Origin of the sequence: Pseudonocardia sp. EV170527-09, from assembly GCF_008369905.1 — a bacterium.
GTDB lineage: Bacteria > Actinomycetota > Actinomycetes > Mycobacteriales > Pseudonocardiaceae > Pseudonocardia.
The window spans coordinates 1-25,075 of the sequence record NZ_VRMC01000054.1; the positions used below are offsets into that span (position 1 = coordinate 1).

General features: G+C 69.4%; 39 protein-coding genes. 2 read left to right on the plus strand and 37 right to left on the minus strand.

What is annotated here, in order from left to right:
• The coding region (locus FVA95_RS17415; RefSeq protein ID WP_193564260.1) for a sigma factor-like helix-turn-helix DNA-binding protein at positions 1–217 on the minus strand (217 nt) is incomplete at its 3' end.
• A gap of 82 nt (positions 218–299) precedes the next feature.
• Here FVA95_RS17415 and FVA95_RS17420 point away from each other — a divergent pair.
• Positions 300–719, plus strand: coding sequence for a hypothetical protein (locus FVA95_RS17420; protein ID WP_149665165.1), 420 nt, complete (start codon positions 300–302; stop codon positions 717–719).
• 49 nt (positions 720–768) lie between these two features.
• On the opposite strand, the gene truA is transcribed toward FVA95_RS17420, so the two are convergent.
• The 36 genes from truA to rpsL all read right to left on the minus strand — a co-directional run bounded on the left by truA (position 769) and on the right by rpsL (position 23,467).
• A complete protein-coding gene (gene truA, locus FVA95_RS17425) occupies positions 769–1,575 on the minus strand; it encodes a tRNA pseudouridine(38-40) synthase TruA (RefSeq protein WP_205015889.1) in 807 nt (268 codons plus the stop codon).
• A 98-nt stretch (positions 1,576–1,673) separates the two neighbouring features.
• On the minus strand, positions 1,674–2,396 hold the full coding sequence (rplQ, locus tag FVA95_RS17430; RefSeq protein WP_020622912.1) for a 50S ribosomal protein L17: 723 nt from the start codon (positions 2,394–2,396) through the stop codon (positions 1,674–1,676).
• A 2-nt stretch (positions 2,397–2,398) separates the two neighbouring features.
• On the minus strand, positions 2,399–3,451 hold the full coding sequence (locus tag FVA95_RS17435) for a DNA-directed RNA polymerase subunit alpha (RefSeq protein WP_020622913.1): 1,053 nt from the start codon (positions 3,449–3,451) through the stop codon (positions 2,399–2,401).
• A gap of 90 nt (positions 3,452–3,541) precedes the next feature.
• Complete coding sequence (rpsD, locus tag FVA95_RS17440) at positions 3,542–4,147, minus strand: 30S ribosomal protein S4 (RefSeq protein ID WP_043277188.1); 606 nt, start codon at positions 4,145–4,147, stop codon at positions 3,542–3,544.
• 17 nt (positions 4,148–4,164) lie between these two features.
• Positions 4,165–4,572 (minus strand): 30S ribosomal protein S11, encoded by a 408-nt coding sequence (gene rpsK / locus FVA95_RS17445; protein ID WP_020622915.1) that lies wholly within the window; start codon positions 4,570–4,572, stop codon positions 4,165–4,167.
• Positions 4,572–4,952 carry a 30S ribosomal protein S13 gene (gene rpsM / locus FVA95_RS17450; protein WP_020622916.1) on the minus strand — a complete coding sequence of 127 codons (381 nt, stop codon included), beginning with the start codon at positions 4,950–4,952 and terminating at the stop codon, positions 4,572–4,574. Before rpsM ends, rpsK begins: the two co-directional genes overlap by 1 nt.
• A gap of 175 nt (positions 4,953–5,127) precedes the next feature.
• On the minus strand, positions 5,128–5,241 hold the full coding sequence (gene rpmJ, locus FVA95_RS17455) for a 50S ribosomal protein L36 (RefSeq protein ID WP_020622917.1): 114 nt from the start codon (positions 5,239–5,241) through the stop codon (positions 5,128–5,130).
• A gap of 61 nt (positions 5,242–5,302) precedes the next feature.
• Positions 5,303–5,524, minus strand: coding sequence for a translation initiation factor IF-1 (gene infA / locus FVA95_RS17460; protein WP_010228514.1), 222 nt, complete (start codon positions 5,522–5,524; stop codon positions 5,303–5,305).
• A 286-nt stretch (positions 5,525–5,810) separates the two neighbouring features.
• On the minus strand, positions 5,811–6,656 hold the full coding sequence (gene map, locus FVA95_RS17465; protein WP_149665166.1) for a type I methionyl aminopeptidase: 846 nt from the start codon (positions 6,654–6,656) through the stop codon (positions 5,811–5,813).
• A 53-nt stretch (positions 6,657–6,709) separates the two neighbouring features.
• The gene (locus FVA95_RS17470; protein WP_149665167.1) at positions 6,710–7,267 is read right to left on the minus strand and encodes an adenylate kinase; all 558 of its coding nucleotides are present in this window, start codon (positions 7,265–7,267) and stop codon (positions 6,710–6,712) included.
• Between the two features lie 129 nt (positions 7,268–7,396).
• Complete coding sequence (secY, locus tag FVA95_RS17475; RefSeq protein WP_020622920.1) at positions 7,397–8,707, minus strand: preprotein translocase subunit SecY; 1,311 nt, start codon at positions 8,705–8,707, stop codon at positions 7,397–7,399.
• Between the two features lie 280 nt (positions 8,708–8,987).
• On the minus strand, positions 8,988–9,428 hold the full coding sequence (gene rplO / locus FVA95_RS17480) for a 50S ribosomal protein L15 (RefSeq protein ID WP_060714324.1): 441 nt from the start codon (positions 9,426–9,428) through the stop codon (positions 8,988–8,990).
• Between the two features lie 17 nt (positions 9,429–9,445).
• A complete protein-coding gene (gene rpmD / locus FVA95_RS17485; protein ID WP_020622922.1) occupies positions 9,446–9,631 on the minus strand; it encodes a 50S ribosomal protein L30 in 186 nt (61 codons plus the stop codon).
• Between the two features lie 5 nt (positions 9,632–9,636).
• Entirely contained in the window at positions 9,637–10,272 is a 636-nt protein-coding gene (gene rpsE, locus FVA95_RS17490; protein WP_020622923.1) for a 30S ribosomal protein S5, read from the minus strand.
• Between the two features lie 34 nt (positions 10,273–10,306).
• Positions 10,307–10,675 (minus strand): 50S ribosomal protein L18, encoded by a 369-nt coding sequence (gene rplR, locus FVA95_RS17495; RefSeq protein WP_164514875.1) that lies wholly within the window; start codon positions 10,673–10,675, stop codon positions 10,307–10,309.
• Between the two features lie 44 nt (positions 10,676–10,719).
• Positions 10,720–11,259, minus strand: a complete 540-nt coding sequence (gene rplF, locus FVA95_RS17500) for a 50S ribosomal protein L6 (RefSeq protein ID WP_020622925.1) — start codon at positions 11,257–11,259, stop codon at positions 10,720–10,722.
• Positions 11,260–11,276: 17 nt separating this feature from the next.
• Positions 11,277–11,675 (minus strand): 30S ribosomal protein S8, encoded by a 399-nt coding sequence (gene rpsH / locus FVA95_RS17505; RefSeq protein WP_020622926.1) that lies wholly within the window; start codon positions 11,673–11,675, stop codon positions 11,277–11,279.
• 121 nt (positions 11,676–11,796) lie between these two features.
• A complete protein-coding gene (locus FVA95_RS17510; protein WP_020622927.1) occupies positions 11,797–11,982 on the minus strand; it encodes a type Z 30S ribosomal protein S14 in 186 nt (61 codons plus the stop codon).
• 4 nt (positions 11,983–11,986) lie between these two features.
• Entirely contained in the window at positions 11,987–12,550 is a 564-nt protein-coding gene (gene rplE / locus FVA95_RS17515; protein ID WP_020622928.1) for a 50S ribosomal protein L5, read from the minus strand.
• A gap of 1 nt (position 12,551) precedes the next feature.
• On the minus strand, positions 12,552–12,878 hold the full coding sequence (rplX, locus tag FVA95_RS17520; RefSeq protein WP_043277204.1) for a 50S ribosomal protein L24: 327 nt from the start codon (positions 12,876–12,878) through the stop codon (positions 12,552–12,554).
• A 13-nt stretch (positions 12,879–12,891) separates the two neighbouring features.
• A complete protein-coding gene (gene rplN, locus FVA95_RS17525; protein ID WP_010228481.1) occupies positions 12,892–13,260 on the minus strand; it encodes a 50S ribosomal protein L14 in 369 nt (122 codons plus the stop codon).
• An 8-nt stretch (positions 13,261–13,268) separates the two neighbouring features.
• Positions 13,269–13,556, minus strand: a complete 288-nt coding sequence (gene rpsQ, locus FVA95_RS17530; RefSeq protein WP_020622930.1) for a 30S ribosomal protein S17 — start codon at positions 13,554–13,556, stop codon at positions 13,269–13,271.
• Positions 13,553–13,798, minus strand: a complete 246-nt coding sequence (gene rpmC, locus FVA95_RS17535) for a 50S ribosomal protein L29 (protein ID WP_020622931.1) — start codon at positions 13,796–13,798, stop codon at positions 13,553–13,555. Before rpmC ends, rpsQ begins: the two co-directional genes overlap by 4 nt.
• Positions 13,798–14,217, minus strand: a complete 420-nt coding sequence (rplP, locus tag FVA95_RS17540) for a 50S ribosomal protein L16 (RefSeq protein ID WP_020622932.1) — start codon at positions 14,215–14,217, stop codon at positions 13,798–13,800. The genes rpmC and rplP overlap by 1 nt, the downstream gene beginning before the upstream one ends.
• 3 nt (positions 14,218–14,220) lie before the next feature.
• Positions 14,221–15,066: a 30S ribosomal protein S3 gene (gene rpsC / locus FVA95_RS17545; RefSeq protein ID WP_020622933.1), complete on the minus strand. Its 846-nt coding sequence runs from the start codon at positions 15,064–15,066 to the stop codon at positions 14,221–14,223.
• Positions 15,066–15,482, minus strand: coding sequence for a 50S ribosomal protein L22 (rplV, locus tag FVA95_RS17550; RefSeq protein WP_043277206.1), 417 nt, complete (start codon positions 15,480–15,482; stop codon positions 15,066–15,068). Before rplV ends, rpsC begins: the two co-directional genes overlap by 1 nt.
• A 37-nt stretch (positions 15,483–15,519) precedes the next feature.
• Positions 15,520–15,801: a 30S ribosomal protein S19 gene (gene rpsS / locus FVA95_RS17555; RefSeq protein WP_020622935.1), complete on the minus strand. Its 282-nt coding sequence runs from the start codon at positions 15,799–15,801 to the stop codon at positions 15,520–15,522.
• 15 nt (positions 15,802–15,816) lie between these two features.
• Positions 15,817–16,650: a 50S ribosomal protein L2 gene (gene rplB, locus FVA95_RS17560; protein ID WP_043277193.1), complete on the minus strand. Its 834-nt coding sequence runs from the start codon at positions 16,648–16,650 to the stop codon at positions 15,817–15,819.
• 16 nt (positions 16,651–16,666) lie between these two features.
• Positions 16,667–16,966: a 50S ribosomal protein L23 gene (gene rplW, locus FVA95_RS17565; RefSeq protein ID WP_149665168.1), complete on the minus strand. Its 300-nt coding sequence runs from the start codon at positions 16,964–16,966 to the stop codon at positions 16,667–16,669.
• The gene (rplD, locus tag FVA95_RS17570; protein ID WP_149665169.1) at positions 16,963–17,637 is read right to left on the minus strand and encodes a 50S ribosomal protein L4; all 675 of its coding nucleotides are present in this window, start codon (positions 17,635–17,637) and stop codon (positions 16,963–16,965) included. Before rplD ends, rplW begins: the two co-directional genes overlap by 4 nt.
• Positions 17,634–18,320 carry a 50S ribosomal protein L3 gene (rplC, locus tag FVA95_RS17575; protein WP_051050086.1) on the minus strand — a complete coding sequence of 229 codons (687 nt, stop codon included), beginning with the start codon at positions 18,318–18,320 and terminating at the stop codon, positions 17,634–17,636. The genes rplD and rplC overlap by 4 nt, the downstream gene beginning before the upstream one ends.
• Before the next feature lie 16 nt (positions 18,321–18,336).
• Positions 18,337–18,642, minus strand: a complete 306-nt coding sequence (gene rpsJ, locus FVA95_RS17580) for a 30S ribosomal protein S10 (RefSeq protein ID WP_003938093.1) — start codon at positions 18,640–18,642, stop codon at positions 18,337–18,339.
• 489 nt (positions 18,643–19,131) lie between these two features.
• Positions 19,132–20,325: an elongation factor Tu gene (tuf, locus tag FVA95_RS17585; RefSeq protein ID WP_020622940.1), complete on the minus strand. Its 1,194-nt coding sequence runs from the start codon at positions 20,323–20,325 to the stop codon at positions 19,132–19,134.
• 146 nt (positions 20,326–20,471) lie between these two features.
• The gene (gene fusA / locus FVA95_RS17590) at positions 20,472–22,574 is read right to left on the minus strand and encodes an elongation factor G (protein WP_043277197.1); all 2,103 of its coding nucleotides are present in this window, start codon (positions 22,572–22,574) and stop codon (positions 20,472–20,474) included.
• Between the two features lie 48 nt (positions 22,575–22,622).
• A complete protein-coding gene (rpsG, locus tag FVA95_RS17595; RefSeq protein WP_020622942.1) occupies positions 22,623–23,093 on the minus strand; it encodes a 30S ribosomal protein S7 in 471 nt (156 codons plus the stop codon).
• On the minus strand, positions 23,093–23,467 hold the full coding sequence (rpsL, locus tag FVA95_RS17600; protein ID WP_020622943.1) for a 30S ribosomal protein S12: 375 nt from the start codon (positions 23,465–23,467) through the stop codon (positions 23,093–23,095). Before rpsL ends, rpsG begins: the two co-directional genes overlap by 1 nt.
• An 807-nt stretch (positions 23,468–24,274) precedes the next feature.
• Here rpsL and FVA95_RS30875 point away from each other — a divergent pair.
• Positions 24,275–25,006 (plus strand): alpha/beta hydrolase, encoded by a 732-nt coding sequence (locus FVA95_RS30875; RefSeq protein ID WP_161992340.1) that lies wholly within the window; start codon positions 24,275–24,277, stop codon positions 25,004–25,006.
• Positions 25,007–25,075 lie beyond the last annotated feature (69 nt).

The following is a 25,075-nucleotide window of genomic DNA, read 5'->3' on the forward strand; positions in this document are numbered from 1 at the left end:
TCCGCGGGAACTGCGCCAACAGAGCCCGCACCTGCGGCTCGACCGCATCAGCCAGCGAACCCCGCGGGCCCCGTTCCCGCCGCGGTGGGCCCGGCGCCCGCAGCGCCGAACGCACCGTGTTCCGCGCGACTCCCAGCCGGCGGGAGATCTCCTTGATCGGGACACCCTCCGCCCGATGCAGACGACGGATCTCGGACCAGTCCTCCACCGACAACACCCCCTCAGCGTCGCCCAGAAGGGGTCAATCCCAATCCGACGTCAGGGGGTCAGTCTCAGGCCGTCGTCGACACCTGGCCTTCGTGGCCCTGCGGTTCACCGCGCCGGGCTGGTTCCTGATCATCCTGATCATGACCCTGGTGGGTCCGGTTCTGCTGATGGTGCCGGCAGTCCTGTCGCTGACCGTGCTGCGACGCCGCGTGCTCACCCCGGCGGTGACCGCCCCGTTCCTCGCCTGCGCCGGATTCCTGCTCGCCGGCGGGCTGCTGATGCCCGACTTCGGCGACAGCGAGGACTCCGTGCGCGCCCCGCTGTCGGTGCTGCTCGAGTCCGCCGGGCTGTCCGCCGGGCCGACCGAGCCGCTGTACGTCCTCGGCTCGGTGGCCCTGCTCGGCTGGTCGGTGTCGCTGGTGTGGCTGGGCGTGGCCCTGGCGCTCGACACCCGCCGGGCGCACCGTGTCGCCGGGCCGCCGCACCCGGCGTGGGTGCGGCCGATCGACTGAGGCCGCCCGCCCCCGTTCGCGCATCCGGGCCGGTCGCGACGGTGCCTGCTCAGCCCTCGCCGGGCACCCGGATCCGCCGGGTCCGCTCGGCGCGGGCGGCGAGCTCGTCGTCGGCGGGGTAGTCGACGCCGGTCAGCGACAGGCCGTGCGGCGGCGCGACGGTCACCTCGGAGGCGCGCACCTCGCGGCGCAGCAGCCCCGCGGGCCAGTCGACGGGCCTGCGGCCACGGCCGACCTCGAACACCGCGCCGACCAGGCTGCGGACCATCGAGTGGCAGAACGCGTCCGCCGAGACCGCCGCGACGAGCACATCCGGCTCACCCGGCGCGGGCGACCAGTCGAAGCGCTGCAGCGCGCGCACGGTCGTCGCGCCCTCGCGGCGCTTGCAGAACGCGGCGAAGTCGTGCTCGCCCAGCAGCAGCGCCGAGGCGGCGTTCATCGGCTCCGGGTCCAGGGGGTACGGCCAGGCGACGGTCTCCCGCGCCCGCAGCGGCTCGGCACCGAACGGGGCCGTGGTGACCCGGTAGCGGTAGTGGCGGCGCAGCGCGGAGAAGCGGGCGTCGAAGGTGTCGGGCATCTGCCCGAGGTCGTGCACCCGCACGTCCGGCGGCAGCAGCCGGTTCAGCCGCCGGAGCAGACCGTCGATCTGCGGTGCGAGGGTCTCCGGGAGGTCGACGTGACAGACCTGTCCTGACGCGTGCACCCCGGCGTCGGTACGTCCGGCGACGGTGAGCCGCGGCGGGGTGCGCAGCACGGTCGACAGTGCCTCGGTGAGCACGCCCTGCACGGTGCGCCGGGTCGGCTGCTGCGCCCACCCGGAGAAGTCGGTGCCGTCGTAGGCGACGTCGAGTCGCAGCCGCACCGTGCCCGGACCCGGACCCGGACCCGGAACACCGGAAACGCCGATGAGCCCGCCGTCGGTGACGGCGGGCTCATCGGAGTGGTGCGGACCGATCAGGAGTCGGAACCCTGCTGGGACGCCGGCTTCGCGAAGCCGGCCGCCTCGGCGGCCTCCTCGGTGGCGAACCAGACCTCGGCCACGGTGCGGTCGTAGAACGCCGAGCCGGGGACGTGGTAGAGCTTCGAGTCCTCGTTGCCCTTGATCTCGAAGCCCTCGGGGGCCTCGGCCGGGTCCTCCAGCGGGGCGTGCGAGCCCTCGCCGTAGGGCGCCTCGGACGTCTCGGACGCCTTCAGCTCCTCGGCGGCCGCGGTCGAGTCGGCCTGCGCCTGCTCGATCTTCTCCTCGGTCACCTCGGCCGCAGCCGGGGCTTCCTGCGAGGCGGCCGCGCGACGGGCGCGGTTGGCCTCGTCGGTGACCGTCTTCTGCTGGACCAGCTCGATGACCGCCATCGGGGCGTTGTCGCCCTTGCGCGGCATCGTCTTGGTGATCCGGGTGTAGCCACCGTTGCGGTCCGCGAAGAACGGGCCGATCTCGGTGACGAGGCGGTGCACGACCGACTTGTCGCGGATCACCTTCATGATCTCGCGCCGGTTGTGCAGGTCGCCGGCCTTGGCCTTGGTGATCAGCCGCTCCGCGTACGGACGCAGCCGCCGGGCCTTGGCCTCGGTGGTGGTGATCCGGCCGTGTTCGAACAGCGAGGTCGCCAGGTTGGCCAGGATCAGCCGCTGGTGCGCGGGTGACCCGCCGAGGCGGGCACCCTTGGTGGGCTGGGGCATGGCTACAACTGCTCCGTTTCTGCGTAGTCCTGACCGTCGTCACCGAAGGTGTCCGGGTCGAACCCGCTCCCACCGTCGACGCCGTAGTCGCTCGCCGCCGCCGACGGGTCGAACCCGGGCGGGCTGTCCTTGAGGGCCAGGCCGAGGCCGACGAGCTTCATCTTGACCTCGTCGATCGACTTGGCGCCGAAGTTGCGGATGTCGAGCAGGTCCGCCTCGCTGCGGCCGACGAGCTCGCCGACCGTGTGGATGCCCTCGCGCTTGAGGCAGTTGTAGGACCGGACCGTGAGGTCCAGCTCCTCGATCGGCATCGCGAACGCCGCGATGGTGTCCGCCTCCTGCGGGGAGGGGCCGATCTCGATGCCTTCGGCGTCCACGTTCAGCTCGCGGGCCAGGCCGAACAGCTCGACCAGGGTCTTGCCGGCCGAGGCCAGCGCGTCCCGCGGGGTGATGGACGGCTTCGACTCGACGTCGAGGATGAGCTTGTCGAAGTCGGTGCGCTGCTCGACTCGCGTGGCCTCGACCTTGTAGGTCACCTTCAGCACCGGCGAGTAGATCGAGTCGACCGGGATCCGGCCGATCTCGGCACCGGTGGCCTTGTTCTGCATCGCCGGGACGTACCCGCGGCCGCGCTCGACGACGAGCTCGACCTCGAGCCGGCCCTTGTCGTTGAGCGAGGCGATGTGCAGGTCCGGGTTGTGCACGGTGACACCGGCGGGCGGGACGATGTCCCCCGCGGTGACCGCACCCGGGCCCTGCTTGCGCAGGTACATCGTCACCGGCTCGTCCTCCTCGGAGCTCACGACGAGCTCCTTGAGGTTGAGGATGATGTCGGTGACGTCCTCCTTGACCCCCGGCACGGTGGTGAACTCGTGCAGGACGCCGTCGATCCGGATGGACGTGACGGCGGCGCCGGGGATCGACGACAGCAGCGTCCGGCGCAGGGAGTTACCGAGGGTGTAGCCGAAGCCCGGCTCCAGCGGCTCGATGACGAACCGCGACCGGGTCTCGGTGACGACGTCCTCGGACAGTGAGGGTCGCTGAGAGATCAGCATGGGTGTGTGCCTCCTTCGCACCTGCGACAACCGCTATTTGATGTCGCAGAGGAACCGCCGCCCCTCCCTGCGGGGCGGCGGCGTGTCGAGCTACTTCGAGTAGAACTCGACGATGAGCTGCTCGGTGACCTGGGTGTCGATCTGAGCGCGCTCGGGCAGCTGGTGGACGAGGATCCGCAGGGTCGACGGGACGACCTGCAGCCACGCCGGGACCGGGCGGTCGCCCTGGGTCTCCTTGGCGATGACGAACGGGTCGGTGTTCCGCGACTTGTCCCTGACATCGATGATGTCGTAGCGCGACACCCGGTAGCTGGGGATGTCGACCTTCTTCCCGTTGACCAGGAAGTGGCCGTGGTTCACCAGCTGACGGGCCATGCGCCGGGTGCGGGCGAGGCCCGCGCGGTACACGACGTTGTCGAGGCGCGACTCGAGGATCTGCAGCAGCTCGTCGCCGGTCTTGCCCTCCCGGCGGTGCGCCTCCTCGTAGTAGGCGCGGAGCTGCTTCTCCTGCAGGCCGTAGCCGAAGCGGGCCTTCTGCTTCTCCTGCAGCTGCAGGAGGTACTCGGTCTCCTTGATCCGGATCCGGCCGTGCTGGCCGGGCGGGTAAGGACGACGCTCGAACGCCTGGTCGCCGCCGACGAGGTCGGTCTTCAGTCGGCGGGACTTGCGGGTCATGGGGCCGGTGTAACGAGCCATGGTGGTTCTCCCTTCCCCTAGACCCGGCGCCGCTTGGGCGGGCGGCAGCCGTTGTGCGGCTGCGGGGTCACGTCGGAAATGGTGCCGACCTCGAGGCCGGCTGCCTGCAGCGAGCGGATCGCCGTCTCACGGCCCGAGCCCGGGCCCTTGACGAAGACGTCGCACTTCTTCATGCCGTGGTCCATCGCCTTGCGGGCGGCGTTCTCGGCGGCCAGCTGCGCGGCGAACGGCGTCGACTTGCGCGACCCCTTGAGGCCGACGTGCCCGGACGAGGCCCAGGCGATGACGGCACCGGTCGGGTCGGTGATCGACACGATCGTGTTGTTGAACGTGGACTTGATGTGGGCGTGACCGTGCGCGACGTTCTTCTTCTCGCGACGGCGGACCTTCTTGGGTCCGGCACCCTGACGTGCGCGGGGCGGCATTACTTCTTACCTGCCTTCTTCTTACCGGCGACGGTCTTCTTCGGGCCCTTGCGGCCGCGCGCGTTGGTCTTCGTGCGCTGGCCGCGGACCGGAAGGCCGCGACGGTGACGGATGCCCTGGTACGAACCGATCTCGATCTTCCGGCGGATGTCCGCCTGGATCTCACGGCGCAGGTCACCCTCGACCTGCAGGTTCGCCTCGATGTACTCGCGGAGCTTGCTGACGTCCTCGTCGGTCAGGTCCTTCGACCGGAGGTCGGGGCTCAGCGCCGTGGCCTCGAGGATCTCCTTGGACCGGGTCCGTCCGACCCCGAAGATGTAGGTGAGCGCGATCTCCAACCGCTTTTCGCGGGGGAGGTCGACGCCGGCAACACGTGCCATGCGGCGTTGTCTCCTTGTTTGTCGTCCCAGGTCTTCCCGATGCCCGTCCCGTTCCGCCGCTGAGCTGAACGGGCCCCGGCCTGGTTCCGGGGGTGCTACCGGGCCCGTGTGGCCCGGCAGGTGCATCGGGGGCTTCTGCTGCGCGATCAGAGGATCGCGACCGGTACCGCTCTGCTCAGCCCTGGCGCTGCTTGTGGCGCAGGTTCGAGCAGATCACGATGATCCGGCCGTGACGGCGGATCACCTGGCACTTGTCGCAGATCTTCTTGACGCTCGGCTTGACCTTCACGTCGTCTGCCTCTGTGTGTCGTTCTTGTGGGTCTCGCGACCGACCGTGGTGGAGCTGGTCGTCACTTGTAGCGGTAGACGATGCGGCCGCGGCTCAGGTCGTAGGGCGACAGCTCGACGACCACCCGGTCCTCCGGAAGGATCCGGATGTAGTGCTGGCGCATCTTCCCGCTGATGTGTGCGAGCACCCGGTGGCCGTTCTCCAGCTCCACCCGGAACATCGCGTTCGGCAGGGGTTCGACGACCCGGCCCTCGACCTCGATCGCCCCGTCCTTCTTGGCCATGTCCTCCGCTATCCGTGACAGGTGTCGGTTGCCCCGATCGACAGCGGTGCCGACGACCGGTTCGGCGCGCGCGGACGGAGCCGGACCGGGAACACTGTGGGGTACACGGAGCACACGGAGCGGACGTCACACGACGCGCCGAAGGTCCAGTGTACGGAGGCCGTGCGAGGCCGGCGCAGGCGGGGGTGACCGGCGTGGTAGACGTCCGGGTCGCCGACGGTAACGGACCGGCCCGGTCACGGACCAGCACCCGCGCGGAGCGCGTCGGGCACCGGTGGGGCGGCGCTCAGGCGCCGGGGCGGTCCGGTGCGCCGGCGGGCGCGGTCAGCAGCCACGGCCCGTCCTCGGTGACGGCGACGGTGTGCTCCCAGTGCACGGCGCGGCCGCCGGCCGCGGTGACGACCGTCCAGCCGTCCTCCAGCTCCAGGGTGTCCGGATCCCCCGCGACGAGCATCGGCTCGACGGCCAGGGCCATGCCAGGGCGCAGCCGCGGGCCCTTGCCCGGCTCGCCGTGGTTGGGCAGGAACGGGTCCATGTGCATCGAGGTCCCGATGCCGTGGCCGCCGTACTCGGCGACGATCCCGTAGTCGGCGCGGTCGGCCGCGGCGGCGGCCCGGCATGCTTCCTGGATGGCGTAGGAGACGTCGGTCAGCCGGGCCCCGTCGCGGACGGCGAGGATGCCGGCGTCCATGGCGCCGCGGCAGGCGGCCGACAGCGCCAGGTCGGCGGGTGCGACGTCGCCGACGGCGATGGTCACGGCGGAGTCGCCGTGCCAGCCGTCGACGATCGCGCCGCAGTCCACCGAGATGAGGTCACCGTCGGCGAGCACCTGCTTCGGCGACGGGATCCCGTGCACGATCTGCTCGTTCACCGAGGCGCAGATGCTCGCCGGGAAGCCGTGGTAGCCGAGGAACGAGGGGACGCCGTTGCCGTCGCGGATCGTCTGCTCGGCCAGCGCGTCGAGCTCCGCCGTGCTCACCCCGGGCTTCGCGTGCTCGGTGACCGCGGCCAGCGTGGCCGCGACCAGCGCGCCCGCCACCCGCATCGCCTCGAGCTGCCCGTGGGTCTTGAGCTCGATGTCCCGACCCCGGTAACGGGCGATCGCCCCTCGGATGCCGCCGCGACCGTTCATGTGCTCTTCCCTCGGTTCCCGCCGTGGTGCCCGTCCGGCACCCCTCCGGGTCCTCAGCCGTCGTTGCGGTTCTGCAGCGCCGAGAAGACCCGGTCGGTGATCTCGTCGATCTCGCCGACGGCGTCGATCGTGACCAGCCGGTCACGGTAGTGGTCCAGCAGCGGAGCGGTCTCCTCGCGGTAGACCCGCTGCCGGTTGCGGATGGTGTCCTCGTTGTCGTCGCTGCGGCCGCGGCCGAGCAGCCGCTGGACCACGACCTCGTCGTCGACGTCGAACTGGACGACGGCGTCGAGCTCCAGCCCCTTGTCGGACAGGATCTTCTCCAGGGAGTCCGCCTGCGCCACGTTGCGCGGGAAGCCGTCGAGGATGAAGCCGTTCGCGGTGTCGGCGTCGCCGAGCCGGTCGCGCACCATCCCGACGGTCACCTCGTCGGGGACGAGGTCCCCGGCGTCCATGTAGCGCTTCGCCTCACGGCCGAGCTCGGTCTCGTCCCGCAGGTTCGCCCGGAACAGGTCCCCGGTCGAGATGTGCGGGACGTCGAGCCGCTTGGCCATCTGCTCAGCCTGGGTCCCCTTGCCGGCACCGGGCGGTCCCACCAGAACGAGTCGCACGAGAACCCGACCTCCTGAAGTCTTGTCGTCCATGGCGCCGGCGTCCTCGCCGGCACACGATGCCCGAGGCACCACGATCGGGGCCGGGGCCCCGCACCGGGGTTCCCGCTCGGCCACGTTGCGGCGAGCCTAACGCAGGAAACCTTCGTAGTTACGCTGCATGAGCTGGCTCTCGATCTGCTTCAGGGTGTCGAGGCCCACGGTGACCATGATCAGCACAGCCGTGCCGCCGAACGGGAAGTTCTGGTTCTGGCCGCTGCCGGTGATCCCGAGGAAGAAGTTCGGGAGCACCGCGATGAGACCCAGGTACAGCGATCCCGGCAGCGTGATGCGGCTGAGCACGAAGTTCAGGTACTCCGCGGTGGGCCGGCCCGGGCGGATGCCCGGGATGAACCCGCCGTACTTCTTCATGTCCTCGGCGCGCTCGTCGGGGTTGAACGTGATGCCGACGTAGAAGTACGTGAAGAAGATGATCAGTGCTACGTACAACACGATGTGCACGGGATTGGACTGATCGACGAGATAGGTCTGCACGAACTGCTGGAACCAGCCGCCGTCGTTCCCGGCGAGCCGGGCGACCAGGTCGGGCAGGTAGAGCAGCGAGCTACCGAAGATCACCGGCACGACGCCGGCCTGGTTGACCTTCAGCGGCAGATAGGTCGAGGTGCCGCCGTACATGCGCCTGCCGACCATGCGCTTGGCGTACTGCACCGGGATCCGCCGCTGGCCGTTCTCCACGAACACGACGCTGGCGATGATCGCGAGGCCGAAGACGCAGACACCGGCGAAGACCAGACCGCCGGAGTTCTCCAGGATCAGCCGGCCCTCGGCGGGGATGCGGTGCGCGATCGAGGCGAAGATGAGCAGCGACATGCCGTTGCCGATGCCGCGCTCGGTGACCTGCTCGCCCAGCCACATCACCACCGTCGTCCCGGCGACCATCACGATCACGATCACGATCAGGGTGAAGACCGACGAGTCCGGGATGATCGGCAGCGCACAGCCCTGGAACAGCTGACCGCGCTCGGCCAACGCCACGAAGCCGGTGGCCTGCAGCACGGCGATGCCGATCGTCAGGTACCGCGTGTACTGCGTGAGCTTGGCCTGGCCGGACTGGCCTTCCTTCTTGAGCTGCTCGAACCGCGGGATGACGACCTGCAGCAGCTGCACGATGATGCTCGCGGTGATGTAGGGCATGATGCCCAGCGCGAAGATCGACAGCTGGAGCAGTGCCCCGCCGGAGAACAGGTTGATCAGGGAGTAGACGCTGGCGTTGTCGCCGCCCTCGACCTGACGGACACATTCCTGGATGTTGGGGTAGGACACCCCCGGCGAGGGGATGTTCGCCCCGAGCCGGTACACCGCCACGATCGCCAGCGTGAAGAGGATCTTCTTGCGGAGATCCGGCGTGGTCAGGGCCGCCCGGACTGCGCTGAGCACTCGGTGATCCTCCTACGACGTCGGCGGCCCGACACCGCCTGCGCCGGCCCCTGAGGGGTCGGCCGGGTTGGTCGACGCGCGTTCCGCGCCTCGCGGGACACCCGGGCCGGTGTGTACCGGCGGGGGCTGCGCGCCTCGAGGCGCGCCAGGTAATCGGTGGACACTCGGTCCGGACGTGACTGTAACAGCGGCCCGGAAACGCCTCGGCGCCGCCCACGGGCCGGGTCCACCTGGGGTGGACCCGGCGCCACGGACGGCGCCGGGGGACGTGCGGTGGGGCCTACAGCTCGGAGACGGAGCCGCCCGCCGCCGAGATCTTCTCGCGCGCGGAGGCGGAGAACTTGTGGGCCTTCACGGTCAGGGCGACGCCCGAGAGCTCGCCCTCGCCGAGGACCTTCACGAGCTGGTTCTTGCGAACCGCGCCCGCCTCGACCAGCTCGGCCGGGCCGATCTCGCCACCCTGCGGGAACAGGACGGCCAGCTCGCCGACGTTCACGACCTGGTACTCGACCTTGAAGCGGTTCTTGAAGCCCTTGAGCTTCGGGAGCCGCATGTGCAGCGGCATCTGCCCGCCCTCGAAGCGCGGGGACACCGTCTTGCGGGCCTTGGTGCCCTTGGTACCGCGACCGGCGGTCTTGCCCTTGGAGCCCTCACCGCGACCCACACGGGTCCGCGCCTTCTTCGAGCCCGGGGCCGGCCGCAGGTCGTGCAGCTTGATCACGGAGTTCTCGTTCTCGCTCACGGCTGCACCTCCTCCACCGTCACGAGGTGGCGCACGGTGTGGACGTAACCGCGGGTCTGCGGGTCCGCCTCGCGCACCACCGACTGCCGGATCTTGCGTAGACCGAGCGAACGCAGCGTGTCGCGCTGGTTCTGCTTGGTCCCGATCCGGCTCTTCACCTGGGTGATCTTCCACGTGGCCATGTCGCTCACACTTTCGCCGCGTCGGCCTCGGCGCGCTGGCGCATCATGCTCGCCGGGGCGACGTCCTCCAGCGGCAGACCGCGGCGGGCCGCGACCTCCTCCGGACGCTGCACCGACTGAAGCGCCGCCACCGTGGCGTGCACGATGTTGATGGCGTTGTCGGAGCCGAGGGACTTGGACAGGATGTCCGAGATCCCCGCGCACTCCAGCACCGCGCGGACCGGGCCGCCGGCGATGACACCGGTACCCGGGGAGGCCGGGCGCAGCATGACGACGCCGGCGGCGGCCTCACCCTGCACACGGTGCACGATCGTGCCGCCGATGCGGGGGACGCGGAAGAAGTTCTTCTTCGCCTCCTCCACGCCCTTGGCGATCGCGGCCGGCACCTCCTTGGCCTTGCCGTAGCCGACGCCCACCAGGCCGTCACCGTCGCCGACGATCATCAGCGCGGTGAAGCTGAACCGGCGGCCGCCCTTGACGACCTTGGCCACGCGGTTGATCGTGACCAGCCGCTCGATGTACGGGGTCTTGTCCTGGGCCGCCCCGCCACGGCCACCGTCCCGGCGGTCCCGGTTGTTGCGGTTGTCGTTCCCACCGCTGCCACCCGGGGCTCCGCCGTCACGCCGCGTACGTCCCGGCATCAGACAGTCCCTTCGATCTTCTCGGTCTGGTTCATCAGAACTCCAGGCCTCCCTCGCGGGCGGCGTCGGCCAGGGCCGCGATCCGGCCGTGGTAGGCCAGCCCGCCGCGGTCGAACACGACCGCGGAGATGCCCGCTTCCTTGGCCCGAGCGGCGATGAGCTCGCCGACCTTGGCAGCCTTGGCCTTCTTGTCGCCCTCGACGCCACGCACCTCGGCGTCCAGGGAGGACGCGAAGGCCAGCGTGTGGCCCGCCAGGTCGTCGATCAGCTGGACGGTGATGTGCCGCGAGGAGCGGTTGACCGCCAGCCGCGGACGCACCGGCGTCCCGGAGATCTTCTTCCGGAGCCGGGCGTGCCGGCGGATGCGCGAGTCGCGGCGCTTGCGCGCCACCTGGGACGCCATCCGGCGGCGGGCGGCACCCGACACCGTCTCGTTCGTCTCGGCCATCACTTACCCGTCTTTCCGACCTTGCGGCGGACCTGCTCGCCGGCGTACCGCACACCCTTGCCCTTGTACGGGTCGGGGCGGCGCAGCTTCCGGATGTTGGCAGCGGTCTCGCCGACCAGCTGCTTGTCGATGCCGGAGACCGAGAACCGGGTCGGCGACTCGACCGCGAAGGTGATGCCCTCCGCCGGCTCGATGACGACCGGGTGCGAGTAGCCCAGGGCGAACTCGAGGTTCTTGCCCTTCAGCTGCACGCGGTAACCCACGCCGTGGATCTCCAGCTTCTTCTCGTAGCCGGCGCTGACGCCGACCACGATGTTGTTGACGAGAGAGCGGGTCAGGCCGTGGTAGGCCCGCACCTCACGCTCCTCGTTCGGGCGCTTCACCAGCACCGTGCCGTCGTCGTCACGCTCGATCGTGATCGGCTCGACAGCGGTGTGCGAGAGGGTGCCCTTGGGGCCCTTCGCGGTGACCGTGCGGCCGTCGATGGTGATCTCCACGCCCGACGGGACGGTGATGGGCAGCTTTCCGATGCGCGACATCGTTCGTTACCCCTCTCTCACCAGACGTAGGCGAGGACTTCCCCACCCACGCCGCTCCGGTAGGCCTGCTGGTCGGTCATCAGACCCCGAGAGGTCGAGATGATCGCGATGCCGAGGCCACCCAGGACCCGCGGCAGATTCGTCGACTTCGCGTACACACGCAGACCGGGCTTGGACACCCGGCGCAGACCGGCGATGCTGCGCTCACGGTTGCGGCCGTACTTCAGCTCGACGACCAGGGACTTGCCGACCTCGGCGTCCTCGGTGTGGTGTGCCGCGATGTAGCCCTCCTTCTGAAGGATCTCCGCAATGGCGACCTTCAGCTTCGAGTGGGGCATCACGACGCGGTCGTGGTAGGCCGAGTTCGCGTTCCGCAGACGGGTCAACATGTCTGCGATCGGATCGGTCATCGTCATGGTGTATGTCTCTTTCCCGCCGTGGTTCCTCGTACCGGCGCGGCGCCCCTGTGCGGGGCACCGCGCCGATGCGGGCCTGCGGCGATCGGATCCGCTGCCCCGCGGACGCGGGGCGGTCGGATCACCAGCTGGACTTGCTCACACCCGGCAGCTCGCCGGCGTGCGCCATGTCTCGCAGGCACACGCGGCAGAGGCCGAACTTGCGGAACACGGCACGCGGCCGACCGCACTTGTTGCAACGGGTGTAACCCCGCACGGCGAACTTCGGCTTCGCGTTCGCCTTGTTGATGAGCGCCTTCTTCGCCATTCGCTCAGCTCTCCTTGAACGGGAAGCCCAGGTGGCGCAGCAGCGCCCGGCCCTCGGCGTTCGTGGTCGCGGTGGTCACGACCGTGATGTCCATGCCCCGCGGCCGGTCGATGGAGTCCGGGTCGATCTCGTGGAACATCGACTGCTCGTTCAGGCCGAACGTGTAGTTGCCACGCCCGTCGAACTGGTTGCTCTCGAGGCCGCGGAAGTCGCGGATACGGGGCAGCGCGATGGTCAGCAGCCGGTCGAGGAACTCCCACATCCGGTCGTTGCGGAGGGTCACCTTCGCGCCGATCGGCATGCCCTCACGCAGCTTGAACTGCGCGATGGACTTGGTGGCGCGACGCAGCTGCGGCTTCTGGCCGGTGATGGTGGCCAGGTCGCGCAGCGCACCGTCGATCAGCTTCGAGTCGCGGGCGGCGTCACCGACACCCATGTTCACCACGACCTTGGTCAGGCCGGGGATCTGCATGACGTTGGTGTAGCCGAACTCCTCGCGGAGCTTGTCGAGGATCTCGTCGCGGTAACGCTGCTTGAGCCTCGGCAGGGTCTTCTCAGCCGTGGTCATCTCAGATCTCCTTCCCGTTGCGCCTGGAGATCCGGACGCGGCGGGTGGTGCCGTCCTCGCCCTCGACGGTCTTCTTGCCGATGCGGGTCGGCTTGCCGTCGGAGTCGCACACCATCACGTTCGAGACGTGGATGGCGGCCTCCTGGGTGACGATCCCGCCGCTCTCGGCCCCGCGCTGGTTCTGGCTGATCCGGGTGTGCTTCTTGATCCGGTTCACGCCCTCGACCAGCACGCGCTGGCGCTCCGGGTAGGCCGCGATGACCTTGCCCCGTGCACCCTTGTCCTTGCCGGCGATCACCAGAACGGTGTCGCCCTTCTTGACCTTCATCTTCGCCTTCATGTCAGAGCACCTCCGGGGCCAGGGAGATGATCCTCATGAACTTGCGGTCGCGCAGCTCGCGCCCGACCGGGCCGAAGATACGGGTCCCCCGAGGTCCGTTGTCCGCCTTGATCAGGACGGCGGCGTTCTCGTCGAAACGGATGTAGCTGCCGTCGGGACGGCGCTTCTCCTTCTTGGTGCGCACGATGACCGCCTTGACGACGTCACCACGCTTCACGCCGGCGCCGGGGATGGCCTCCTTGACCGTGGCGACGATGACGTCGCCGATCCCGGCGTAGCGCCGCGCGGAGCCGCCCAGCACCCGGATGCACAGGATCTCCTTGGCGCCGGTGTTGTCGGCGACGCGCAGCCGCGACTCCTGCTGGATCACTTCGACTCCTACTTGGCCTTCTCGAGGATCTCCACCAGCCGCCAGCGCTTGGTCGCCGACAGCGGGCGGGTCTCCATGAGGCGGACACGGTCGCCGATACCGGCGGTGTTCCCCTCGTCGTGCGCCTTGACCTTGCTGGTCCGGCGGATGACCTTGCCGTACAGGGGGTGCTTCACCCGGTCCTCGAGGGAGACGACGATCGTCTTCTCCATCTTGTCGGACACGACCAGGCCCTCGCGGACCTTGCGCTCCCCGCGCTCCTCGTTCTTCGTCTCAGCCGAGTTATCGCTGCTCACGCCGCGCCCTCACTCTCGGTCGGTGCGGCGGAAAGGCCGAGCTCACGCTCGCGCATGACGGTGTAGCACCGCGCGATGTCGTGACGGACGGCCCGCAGCCGCCGGTTGTTGTCCAGCTGCCCGGTGGCCATCTGGAAGCGGAGGTTGAACAGCTCCTCCTTGGCCTCCCGGACACGCACGACCAGCTCCTCGTCGGAGAGCTCGCGCAGCTCGGCGGCCTTGGTGTTGCCACTGCTCGCCATCAGATGTCACCACCCTCACGGGACACGATCCGGCACTTCATGGGCAGCTTGTGGATCGCACGGGTCAGAGCCTCGTGCGCCACCTCGCGGTTCGGGAAGCTCATCTCGAAGAGCACCCGGCCCGGCTTGACGTTCGTGACCCACTTCTCGGGCGAACCCTTACCGGAACCCATGCGGACCTCGGCCGGCTTCTTGGTCATCGGGATGTCCGGGAAGACGTTGATCCAGATCTTCCCGCCACGACGGATGTGCCGGTTGATCGCGATACGCGCCGACTCGATCTGTCGGTTCGACACGTAGGCCGGCTCCAGCGCCTGGATGCCCCAGTCGCCGAAGGTGACCGCGGTACCACCGCTGGCCATGCCCTTGCGCTTGGGCCGGTGCTGCTTGCGGTGCTTGACCTTGCGTGGGATCAGCATCGGTCAGCTCTCCCCACCGTTGCTCTGGTTCTCACCGGAGGCCGGGGCCTCGGCGGTCGCCGTCGCGGCGCCGCCGGCCTGGCCCGCGCTCTGCGCGGCACGCCCGGCCTCGGTGCTGGTCGCAGTGGTGCCCGAGGCACCGGAACGGCGCCGGGCCGGACGCTCGCGGCGCGGACCGCGGCCCGGGGCCTCGGCAGCGGCCGGAACGCCCTCGCGGCGGCCGCCGACGACGTCGCCCTTGTAGATCCAGACCTTCACGCCGATGCGGCCGAAGGAGGTCCGGGCCTCGAACAGGCCGTAGTCGATGTCGGCACGCAGCGTGTGCAGCGGGACCCGACCCTCGCGGTAGAACTCCGACCGCGACATCTCGGCACCGCCGAGGCGGCCCGAGCACTGGACCCGGATGCCCTTGACCTGCGGGCTGCGCATGGCCGACTGGATGGCCTTGCGCATCGCACGCCGGAAGGCGACCCGGTTCGACAGCTGCTCGGCGACGCCCTGGGCGACGAGCTGCGCGTCGGACTCGGAGTTCTTGACCTCGAGGATGTTCAGCTGGACCTGCTTCTTGGTCAGCTTCTCGAGGTTGCCCCGGATCCGGTCGGCCTCCGCGCCACGGCGGCCGATCACGATGCCCGGACGCGCGGTGTGGATGTCCACCCGCACGCGGTCCCGGGTCCGCTCGATCTCGACCTTGGAGATGCCGGCCCGCTCCATGCCCTTGGAGAGCATGCGGCGGATCTCGACGTCCTCCTTGACGTACTCGGAGTACTGCTTGTCGGCGTACCAGCGCGACTTCCAGTCCGTGGTGATGCCCAGGCGGAAGCCGTGCGGGTTGATCTTCTGCCCCATCAGCGGGCCCTCCCCTTCGCACCACGACGGCCGGCCTTCTGCGGAACCGACTCGACCTCGATGGTGATGTGGCTCGTCCGCTTGCGGATGCGGTACGCACGCCCCTGGGCGCGCGGCCGGATCCGCTTCAGCGTCGGGCCCTCGTCGACCATCGCCACGGCGACCACGAGGGTCTCCGGGTCCAGGTCCAGGTTGTTCTCGGCGTTGGCCGCGGCGCTCGCCACGACCTTCGCGACGGGCTCCGCCGCGGCCTGCGGCGAGAACCGCAGGATCGCCAACGCCTCGTCGACCGGCAGACCGCGGACCAGGTCCACGACGCGGCGGGTCTTCATCGGCGAGCTACGGACGAACCGTGCCACGGCGCGCGCACGAGTCGGCTCGAGCGCAGCGCCGGTGGTCTCGGCAGTGTCTGCCATCTTCTCCACCTCTCCTTGTCGCTACTCGGGCCGGCTTCTAGCGCCGACGCGCCTTGCGGTCGTCCTTGATGTGACCCCGGAACGTGCGGGTCGGGGCGAACTCGCCCAGCTTGTGCCCGACCATCGAGTCGGACACGAAGACCGGGACGTGCTTGCGGCCGTCGTGCACCGCAATGGTGTGACCGATCATGTCCGGGATGATCGTGGACCGACGGGACCACGTGCGGATCACGGTCTTCTTGCCGGACTCGTTGAGGGCGTCCACCTTCTTGAGCAGGTGGTCGTCCACGAAGGGGCCCTTCTTCAGGCTGCGCGGCATGTCTTACCTCCCTGCTCAGCGCTTCTTGCCGGTGCGGCGCCGGCGGACGATCAACTTGTCGGACGGCTTGTTCTTGCGGGTACGGCCCTCGGGCGTGCCCGCCGGGTTCACCGGGTGGCGGCCACCGGAGGTCTTGCCCTCACCACCACCGTGCGGGTGGTCCACCGGGTTCATGACGACACCACGGACGGTCGGGCGCTTGCCCTTCCACCGCATACGGCCGGCCTTGCCCCAGTTGATGTTGGCGTGCTCCGAGTTGCCCACCTCGCCGACGGTGGCGCGGCAGCGCACGTCGACGTAGCGGATCTCGCCGGAGGGCATCCGCAGCTGCGCGTAGGGCCCGTCCTTGGCGACCAGCTGGACGCCGACACCGGCCGAGCGCGCGATCTTCGCGCCGCCACCGGGGCGGAGCTCGATCGCGTGCACCACGGTGCCCGTCGGGATGTTGCGCAGCGGCAGGTTGTTACCCACCTTGATGTCGGCCCGGGGACCGTTCTCGATCTTGTCGCCCTGCTTGAGCTTCGCCGGCGCGATGATGTAGCGCTTCTCGCCGTCGGCGTAGTGCAGCAGTGCGATCCGCGAGGTGCGGTTCGGGTCGTACTCGATGTGCGCGACCTTCGCCGGCACGCCGTCCTTGTCGTGACGACGGAAGTCGATCAGACGGTAGGCGCGCTTGTGCCCGCCACCCTGGTGACGGGTGGTGATCCGCCCGTGCGCGTTGCGGCCGCCCTTGTTGTGCAGCGGACGCAGCAGCGACTTCTCGGGGGTGTCGCGGGTGATCTCGGCGAAGTCCGACACGCTCGAGCCACGACGGCCCGGGGTGGTCGGCTTGTACTTACGAATGGCCATGGGTCAGCTCGCTCCCTCAGCTCGCCGGGCCACCGAAGACGTCGATCGCCTTGCTCTCCTCGGAGAGCGTGACGATCGCGCGCTTGGTGTCCTTGCGCTTGCCGTAGCCGGTGCGGGAGCGCTTGCGCTTGCCCGGGCGGTTCAGCGTGTTCACGCTGGTCACCTTGACCCCGAACACCTTCTCCACGGCGATCTTGATCTGGGTCTTGTTCGCGGCCGGTGCCACGACGAAGGTGTACTGGCGCTCGTCGAGCAGCCCGTAGCTCTTCTCCGAGACGACCGGCGCGAGCAGCACGTCCCGCGGGTCCGTGATCACTTGTCGGCCTCCTCAGCGCGGCGGCCGGCAGCCTTCGGCTTCGCGATCGGGCCGGCCAGGAACTCGTCCAGCGCCGCCTGCGTGAACAGCACGACGTCGTTGACGAGCACGTCGTGGGTGTTCAGCTGGTCGGGCGCGATCAGGTGGACCTGCGGCAGGTTGCGCAGGCTCAGCAGGGCGTTCTCGTCGGAACGCTCGACGACCGCGAGCACCCGGCGGGCGTCGGGCACGACGGCCTCGATCACCTTGCGGGCGGCCTTGGTCGACGGCGCGTCACCCTCGGCGAAGGCGGACACGACGTGCACGGCTCCGGCGCGGGCCCGGTCGGAGAGGGCGCCACGCAGGGCGGCGGCCTTCATCTTCTTCGGGGTCCGCTGCGAGTAGTCGCGCGGCGTCGGGCCGTGGACGATGCCACCACCGGCGAACTGCGGCGCGCGGATCGAGCCCTGACGGGCGCGACCGGTGCCCTTCTGCCGGTACGGCTTCTTGCCACCGCCGCGGACCTCGCCGCGGCCCTTCACGTCGTGCGTGCCCTGACGCGCGGCGTTGAGCTGCGCGGTCACCACCTGGTGCATGAGGGCGATGTTCGCCGTCACGTCGAAGACGTGGTCCGGGAGCTCGACGCTGCCGGAGGCGGAACCCTCGGGGGTCTTGATCTGCACGGTGCTCACTTGCCATCGCCCTTCGCGGGGGTCTTCACCACGACGAGGCCACCGCGCGGACCGGGGACGGCGCCCTTGACGAGCAGCAGCCCGCGCTCGGCGTCCACCCGGTGGACCTTCAGGTTCTGCGTGGTCTGGCGGTCGGAACCCATCCGGCCGGCCATCCGCACACCCTTGAACACGCGGCCCGGGGTGGCGCAGCCGCCGATGGAGCCCGGCGAACGGTGCTTGCGCTGCGTGCCGTGCGAGGCGCCCAGGCCCTTGAACCCGTGGCGCTTCATGACACCGGCGAAGCCCTTGCCCTTGGTCACGCCCACCACGTCGACCTCGGCCACCTCGGCGAACGCCTCGACGGTGACCTCCTGGCCGGTGGTGTACTCGGCGGCGTCGGAGGTGCGGAGCTCCAGGACGTGGCGACGGGGGGTGACGCCGGCCTTGGCGAAGTGGCCGGACTCCGGCTTGTTCACCTTGCGCGGGTCGATGGCCCCGTAGGCCAGCTGGACGGCGGTGTAGCCGTCGGTCTCCTGCGAGCGCACCTGCGTCACGACGTTCGGTCCGAGCTGGACCACGGTGACCGGCACGATGCGGTTGTTCTCGTCGAACAACTGGGTCATCCCGAGCTTGGTGCCCAGGAGGCCGGTGACCTTCTTCGTCTGCTTGGTGGCAGTCGTCTTCTTGAATGCAGCAGTCATCGTCTCCACCCCGCCGTCACTGAATGTTGACGTCGACGCTCGCCGGCAGGTCGATGCGCATGAGCGCGTCGACCGTCTTGGGCGTCGGGTCGAGGATGTCGATGAGTCGCTTGTGCGTGCGCATCTCGAAGTGCTCGCGCGAGTCCTTGTACTTGTGCGGCGAGCGGATGACGCAGTACACGTTCTTCTCGGTAGGCAGCGGCACGGGGCCGACGACCCGGGCACCGGTACGCGTCACGGTCTCCACGATCTTGCGAGCAGACGCGTCGATTGCCTCGTGGTCATAGGCCTTGAGCCTGATGCGGATCTTCTGTCCCGCCATGGTCGTCGGTCGTCCTCTTCTTCCTGCCGCGGGGGTGTCGCGGTTCGGCCCCGTAAGAACTCGCGCCGTGCTGCCACCGGATGTCCGGCGGGCCGGCTGCGGCCCGTGCTCTGTTCAGGTCTCTGTCGGCCCGGAGTCGCGCGTCCAGTTCCCTGGAGCACTCGTCCTGCCGGGGCTCTCCGGTCCACGAGGTCGGGCGTGTCGCGCCCTACCCGCATGGTTCTGCCCGGGTCACCGCGTCCCACCCCCATCTGGGGCGGGCATGTCGCTCGGAATCTCCCCGGCCTCACGGCGGACCGCAGTACCGGGGCTGACAACGAGCATGGCGCGTGGTTCGCGACCTCTGAACTACCGGGAACCGGGAACAGGGGCGGCGCTCCCACGCGCCATGCTCATCGTGCAACCCGTCAAGGATGACACACCGCTGTGCGGCACCCTCGACCGGGGGGTGGGTAACGGGGCCGCCCCTGGTGGGACGACCCCGTCACGTCACGCGTTGATCTTGGTGACCTGGCCGGCGCCCACGGTGCGACCACCCTCACGGATGGCGAACTGCAGGCCCTCCTCCATGGCGATCGGCTGGATCAGCTGAACGCTCATGGTGGTGTTGTCACCCGGCATGACCATCTCGGTGCCCTGCGGGAGGGTCACGACACCGGTCACGTCGGTCGTCCGGAAGTAGAACTGCGGACGGTAGTTGTTGAAGAACGGGGTGTGACGGCCGCCCTCGTCCTTGCCCAGGATGTACACCTGGCCCTCGAACTCGGTGTGCGGGGTGATCGAACCCGGCTTCACGACGACCTGGCCGCGCTCCACGTCCTCACGCTTGATACCGCGCAGGAGCAGACCGACGTTCTCGCCGGCGCGACCCTCGTCGAGGATCTTGCGGAACATCTCGACACCGGTGACGGTGGTCGAGGTCTTGTTCGGCCGGATCCCGACGATGTCGACGGTCTCGTTGACCTTGACGATGCCGCGCTCGATACGGCCGGTGACGACCGTGCCGCGACCGGTGATCGTGAAGACGTCCTCGACGGGCATGAGGAACGGCTTCTCGACGTCGCGCTCGGGCTCCGGGATGGCCTCGTCGACCGCGTCCATGAGCTCGACGATGGCCTCGGCCCACTTGTCGTCGCCCTCGAGCGCCTTCAGCGCCGAGACGCGCACGATCGGGAGGTCGTCGCCCGGGTAGTCCTGAGCCGACAGCAGCTCGCGGACCTCCATCTCGACGAGCTCCATGATCTCCTCGTCGTCGACCATGTCCGCCTTGTTCAGGGCGACGACGATGTACGGCACGCCGACCTGACGCGCGAGCAGCACGTGCTCACGGGTCTGGGGCATCGGGCCGTCGGTCGCGGCGACCACCAGGATCGCGCCGTCCATCTGGGCGGCACCGGTGATCATGTTCTTCACGTAGTCGGCGTGCCCGGGGCAGTCGACGTGCGCGTAGTGCCGCTTCTCGGTCTGGTACTCGACGTGCGCGATCGAGATCGTGATACCGCGCTGGCGCTCTTCGGGCGCCTTGTCGATCATGTCGAACGCCGACGCCTCGTTGAGGGTCGGGAACTTGTCGTGCAGAACCTTGGTGATGGCCGCCGTCAGCGTGGTCTTGCCGTGGTCGATGTGACCGATGGTGCCGATGTTGACGTGCGGCTTGGTCCGCTCGAACTTCGCCTTCGCCACTGCTGGGTCCTCCTGGACTCGTGTCTGTACTCCGCCGTGCTGACGGCAGGTCTGTCGGTGTCGGGTGGTGCGGGCCGCGGACCTTACCGATCCGCGGACCGCACCCTCCGAGCAGGTCGGGCACTGGGGCCCGCCCCGGGGAGCTCTTACTCGCCCGTGGCCTTCGCGATGATCTCCTTCGCCACGTTCGCCGGAACCTCGGCGTAGGAGTCGAAGACCATCGTGTAGTTCGCCCGGCCCTGGGTCCGCGACCGCAGGTCGCCGACGTAGCCGAACATCTCGGACAGCGGCACGGTCGCCTTGACGACACGGGCACCGGCCCGCTCCTCCATGGCCTGGATCTGGCCGCGGCGGGAGTTCAGGTCACCGATGACGTCGCCCATGTAGTCCTCGGGCGTCATCACCTCGACGGCCATCATCGGCTCGAGGATGGCGGGGCTCGCCTTGCGGGCCGCCTCCTTGAACGCCATGGAACCGGCGACCTTAAAGGCCATCTCCGAGGAGTCGACCTCGTGGTACTGACCGTCCAGCAGCGTGAGCTTCACACCGACCACGGGGTAGCCGGCCTGGATGCCGTACTGCATGGCGTCCTGGGCACCGGCGTCGACCGACGGGATGTACTCCCGCGGGACACGGCCACCGGTGACCTTGTTCTCGAACTCGTACAGCGCACCGTCGCCGCTGGTGAGCGGCTCGAGCTTGATGATGACGCGGGCGAACTGGCCCGAACCACCGGTCTGCTTCTTGTGCGTGTACTCGAACTTCTCGACGGCCTTCTTGATGGTCTCCCGGTAGGCCACCTGCGGCTTGCCGATGTTGGCCTCGACCTTGTAGTCGGACTTCATCCGGTTGACCAGCACCTCGAGGTGCAGCTCGCCCATGCCGGCGATGATGGTCTGACCGGTCTCGTCGTCCAGGGAGACCTGGAACGTCGGGTCCTCCTCGGCCAGCTTCTGGATCGCCAGGGAGAGCTTCTCCTGGTCCGCCTTCGACTTGGGCTCGACGGCGACCTGGATGACCGGGTCCGGGAAGGTCATCGACTCGAGGACGATCGGGTTCTGCGGGTCGCAGAGCGTGTCGCCGGTGGTCGTGTCCTTCAGGCCGATGACCGCGTAGATGTGGCCGGCCACGGCCTCGTCGACCGGGTTCTCCTTGTTGGAGTGCATCTGGAAGAGCTTCCCGATGCGCTCCTTCCGGTCCTTGGTCGAGTTGATGACCTGGGCGCCGGCGGCGACCTGACCCGAGTAGACCCGGATGTAGGTGAGCTTGCCGAAGAACGGGTGCGCGGCGATCTTGAAGGCCAGCGCCGAGAACGGCTCGTCCTTCGACGGCTTGCGGCTCGCCGGCGTCTCACCGTCGGTGAGGAAACCCTCGACCGGCGGCACGTCGTACGGCGACGGCAGGTAGTCGATCACCGCGTCCAGCATCGGCTGGACACCCTTGTTCTTGAACGCCGAGCCGCAGAGGACCGGGTACGCGGCGCGGTCGTTGACCAGCCGGCGCACGCCGTTCTTGATCTGCTCGACGGTCAGGTCCTCGCCACCGAGGTAGAGCTCCATGAGCTCGTCGTCGGTCTCGGCGACCGCCTCGATGAGCTGGGTGCGGTACTCCTCGGCCTTGGCCTGGAGCTCCGCCGGGATCTCCTCGACGGTGTAGTCCTCACCCTTGGCGACCTCGCCGCGCCAGGTGAGGGCACGCATCTCGACCAGGTCGACGACACCGATGAAGTCGTTCTCGGAGCCGATCGGGATCTGCAGCGGGAGCGGCGTCGCGTTCAGCCGGTCCTTGATGGTCTGGATGGTGAAGTAGAAGTCCGCACCCAGCTTGTCCATCTTGTTGACGAAGCAGATGCGGGGGACGTCGTACTTGGTGGCCTGCCGCCAGACCTGCTCGGACTGCGGCTCGACCCCCTCCTTGCCGTCGAAGACCGCGACCGCACCGTCGAGCACCCGCAGCGACCGCTCCACCTCGACGGTGAAGTCGACGTGCCCGGGGGTGTCGATGATGTTGATCTGGTGGTTCTTCCAGAAGCAGGTCGTCGCGGCGGACGTGATCGTGATGCCGCGCTTCTGCTCCTCCTCCATCCAGTCCATCGTGGCGCCGCCGTCGTGGACCTCACCGATCTTGTAGTTGATCCCGGTGTAGAACAGGATCCGCTCGGTGGTGGTCGTCTTACCGGCGTCGATGTGGGCCATGATGCCGATGTTGCGGACCTTGGTCAGGTCCGTCAGCACGTCCTGTGCTGCCACTAGCTCAGCTCTCCCTCGATCGCGAGATGGCGCCCGACGGTCGGCCGGTCACCAGCGGTAGTGGGCGAAGGCGCGGTTCGACTCCGCCATCTTGTGCATGTCCTCGCGCCGCTTGACGCTGGCGCCGAGGCCGTTGCTGGCGTCGAGCAGCTCGTTCATGAGGCGCTCGACCATGGTCTTCTCGCGGCGCTGACCGGAGTAGGTGACCAGCCAACGCAGCCCCAGGGTGGTCTGCCGGACGGCACGGACCTCGACGGGGACCTGGTAGGTCGCGCCACCGACGCGGCGGCTGCGGACCTCGAGGGCCGGCTTCACGTTGTCGAGAGCGCGCTTCAGCGTGACGACCGGGTCGGTGCCGGTCTTGTCACGGGTGCCCTCGAGGGCGGCGTAGACGATGCGCTCGGCGAGCGACCGCTTTCCGTCCTTGAGGACCTTGTTCACCAGCTGGGTGACCAGCGGCGAGCCGTAGACCGGGTCCGAGACCAGCGGACGCTTCGGGGCGGGGCCCTTGCGGGGCATCAGCTCTTCTCCTTCTTCGCGCCGTAGCGGCTGCGGGACTGCTTGCGGTTCTTCACGCCCTGGGTGTCCAGCGACCCCCGGATGACCTTGTAGCGCACGCCGGGGAGGTCCTTCACACGACCACCGCGCACGAGCACGATGCTGTGCTCCTGCAGGTTGTGGCCCTCACCGGGGATGTACGCGGTGACCTCGATGCCGCTGGACAGGCGCACACGGGCGACCTTGCGCAGGGCCGAGTTCGGCTTCTTGGGCGTGGTGGTGTACACGCGGGTGCAGACCCCGCGGCGCTGGGGGCTTCCCTTCAGCGCGGCGGTCTTGGTCTTGGAGACCTTGTCCTCGCGGCCCTTGCGGACCAGCTGCTGGATCGTGGGCATGAACCGTCTACTTCTTCCCGTCGACGTGGCTCGACTGTCTTGCTCGCCGTGACACTGGTGATCGTGGTTCGGTGTCCCGGACTCCGGGCGCCGGCGTGGCTGCCGGCTCTCACCGGACTCCGCCACCGTCGCGCCGGACCCCGAGGTCGGGCGTGTCGTCCCGGGCACGCTCGGGGCCGGAAGGGCCCCGCGGAGGCTGTCGGGACGTCCGGCGTGCCCTGCTCCGGGGCGCAACCACAGACCTGAGGGTCGGAACCATCGGATCGGTGCACACCACGGGACACGCGGACCTGCCCGACCGGAGCCGAGCACAGAACACGAGAGTACCCGGCCCTCTTCAAGGCGGTCAAAGCGGGTCCGTTCCGGGCGTTCGCCTCGGACCTGCCTTCGGGTCCATCGGGGGCTTCGATGGACCTCGGATCCCCCGGGATGACACTCCGGAGGAGACCTGTGGTGACCCGACGATGCCGCACGACGCCGCCTCTGGCAAGCGGACTCACCCGCTCGTCGCAGATCGACGGCCGCTCGTCGCGGTCGGATCGGTGGTGGGCGATGACTGTGTCCCAGCGGGATCCCGCCGTGTCGGTCACGGTGTGGATCACCCTGTGGACGACGGCGACGGAGGGACGGTTACGGTCCGGTATGCACCTGCCGACGGCCGTCAACCGCCTCGCCACGCGAGCACTCATCGCACCCTTGCTCGGTCCCACACTACCCGTCGCCCTCCGACGGCGTGGACTCGACCTGGTCGGGGCGTCCCTCCCGCTCCCCCGCGGCACCCGCCGGAGCCTCGGGACGCTCGGCGGGGTGCCCACCGCGGTCGTCGCACCGCCCGGGCCAGTCGCCCCGCACCGGGTGCTCTACCTGCACGGCGGCGGATACCTCGTGGGGTCGTCGGCCTCGCACCGGCCGCTGCTCGCGGGGCTCGCGCACGCCACCGGGAGCGCCGTCCTCGCACCGCACTACCGGCTCGCGCCGGAGCACCCGTTCCCGGCCGCCCTCGACGACGCGTACGCCGTCTGGACCGCCCTGCGCGCCGCGGGGATCCCGGCCCGGCACATCGCGGTGGCCGGCGACTCGGCGGGCGGCGGGCTGACGATGTCGCTGCTGCTGCGGCTGCGCGCCGCCGGTGAGGACCTCCCGGGCTCGATCGGGCTGATCTCGCCGTGGCTGGACCTGTCCTGCACCGCCGACGCGCTCACCCGCAACGTCGCCTCCGATGCGATGCTGGACCCGTCGTGGCTGCCCGACGCCGTCGCCGACTACGCGGGCCCGCACACCGGGGCCCCCGAGCTCCTGCCGCTGGACGCCGACCTGGCGGGGCTGCCGCCGCTGCACGTCGTCGCCGGCGCCGACGAGATCCTCGTCGACGACGCCGACACCCTCGTCGAGCGTGCCCGCGCGGCCGGGACCCCGGTCACCTACGAGCGCGCACCCGGCATGTGGCACGCCTTCCCGACCCTGGCCGGGCTGCTCGCCGAGGCCGACGCCTCGCTGCGCGCGCTGGGCTCGGCCCTGCGCGCGGACTGCCTGCGCTGAGACCCGCACCGGGGCACAGGCCCCGGACGCACGAACGGGGCCGGTCACCGCCACGGGAGAGCGATGTCC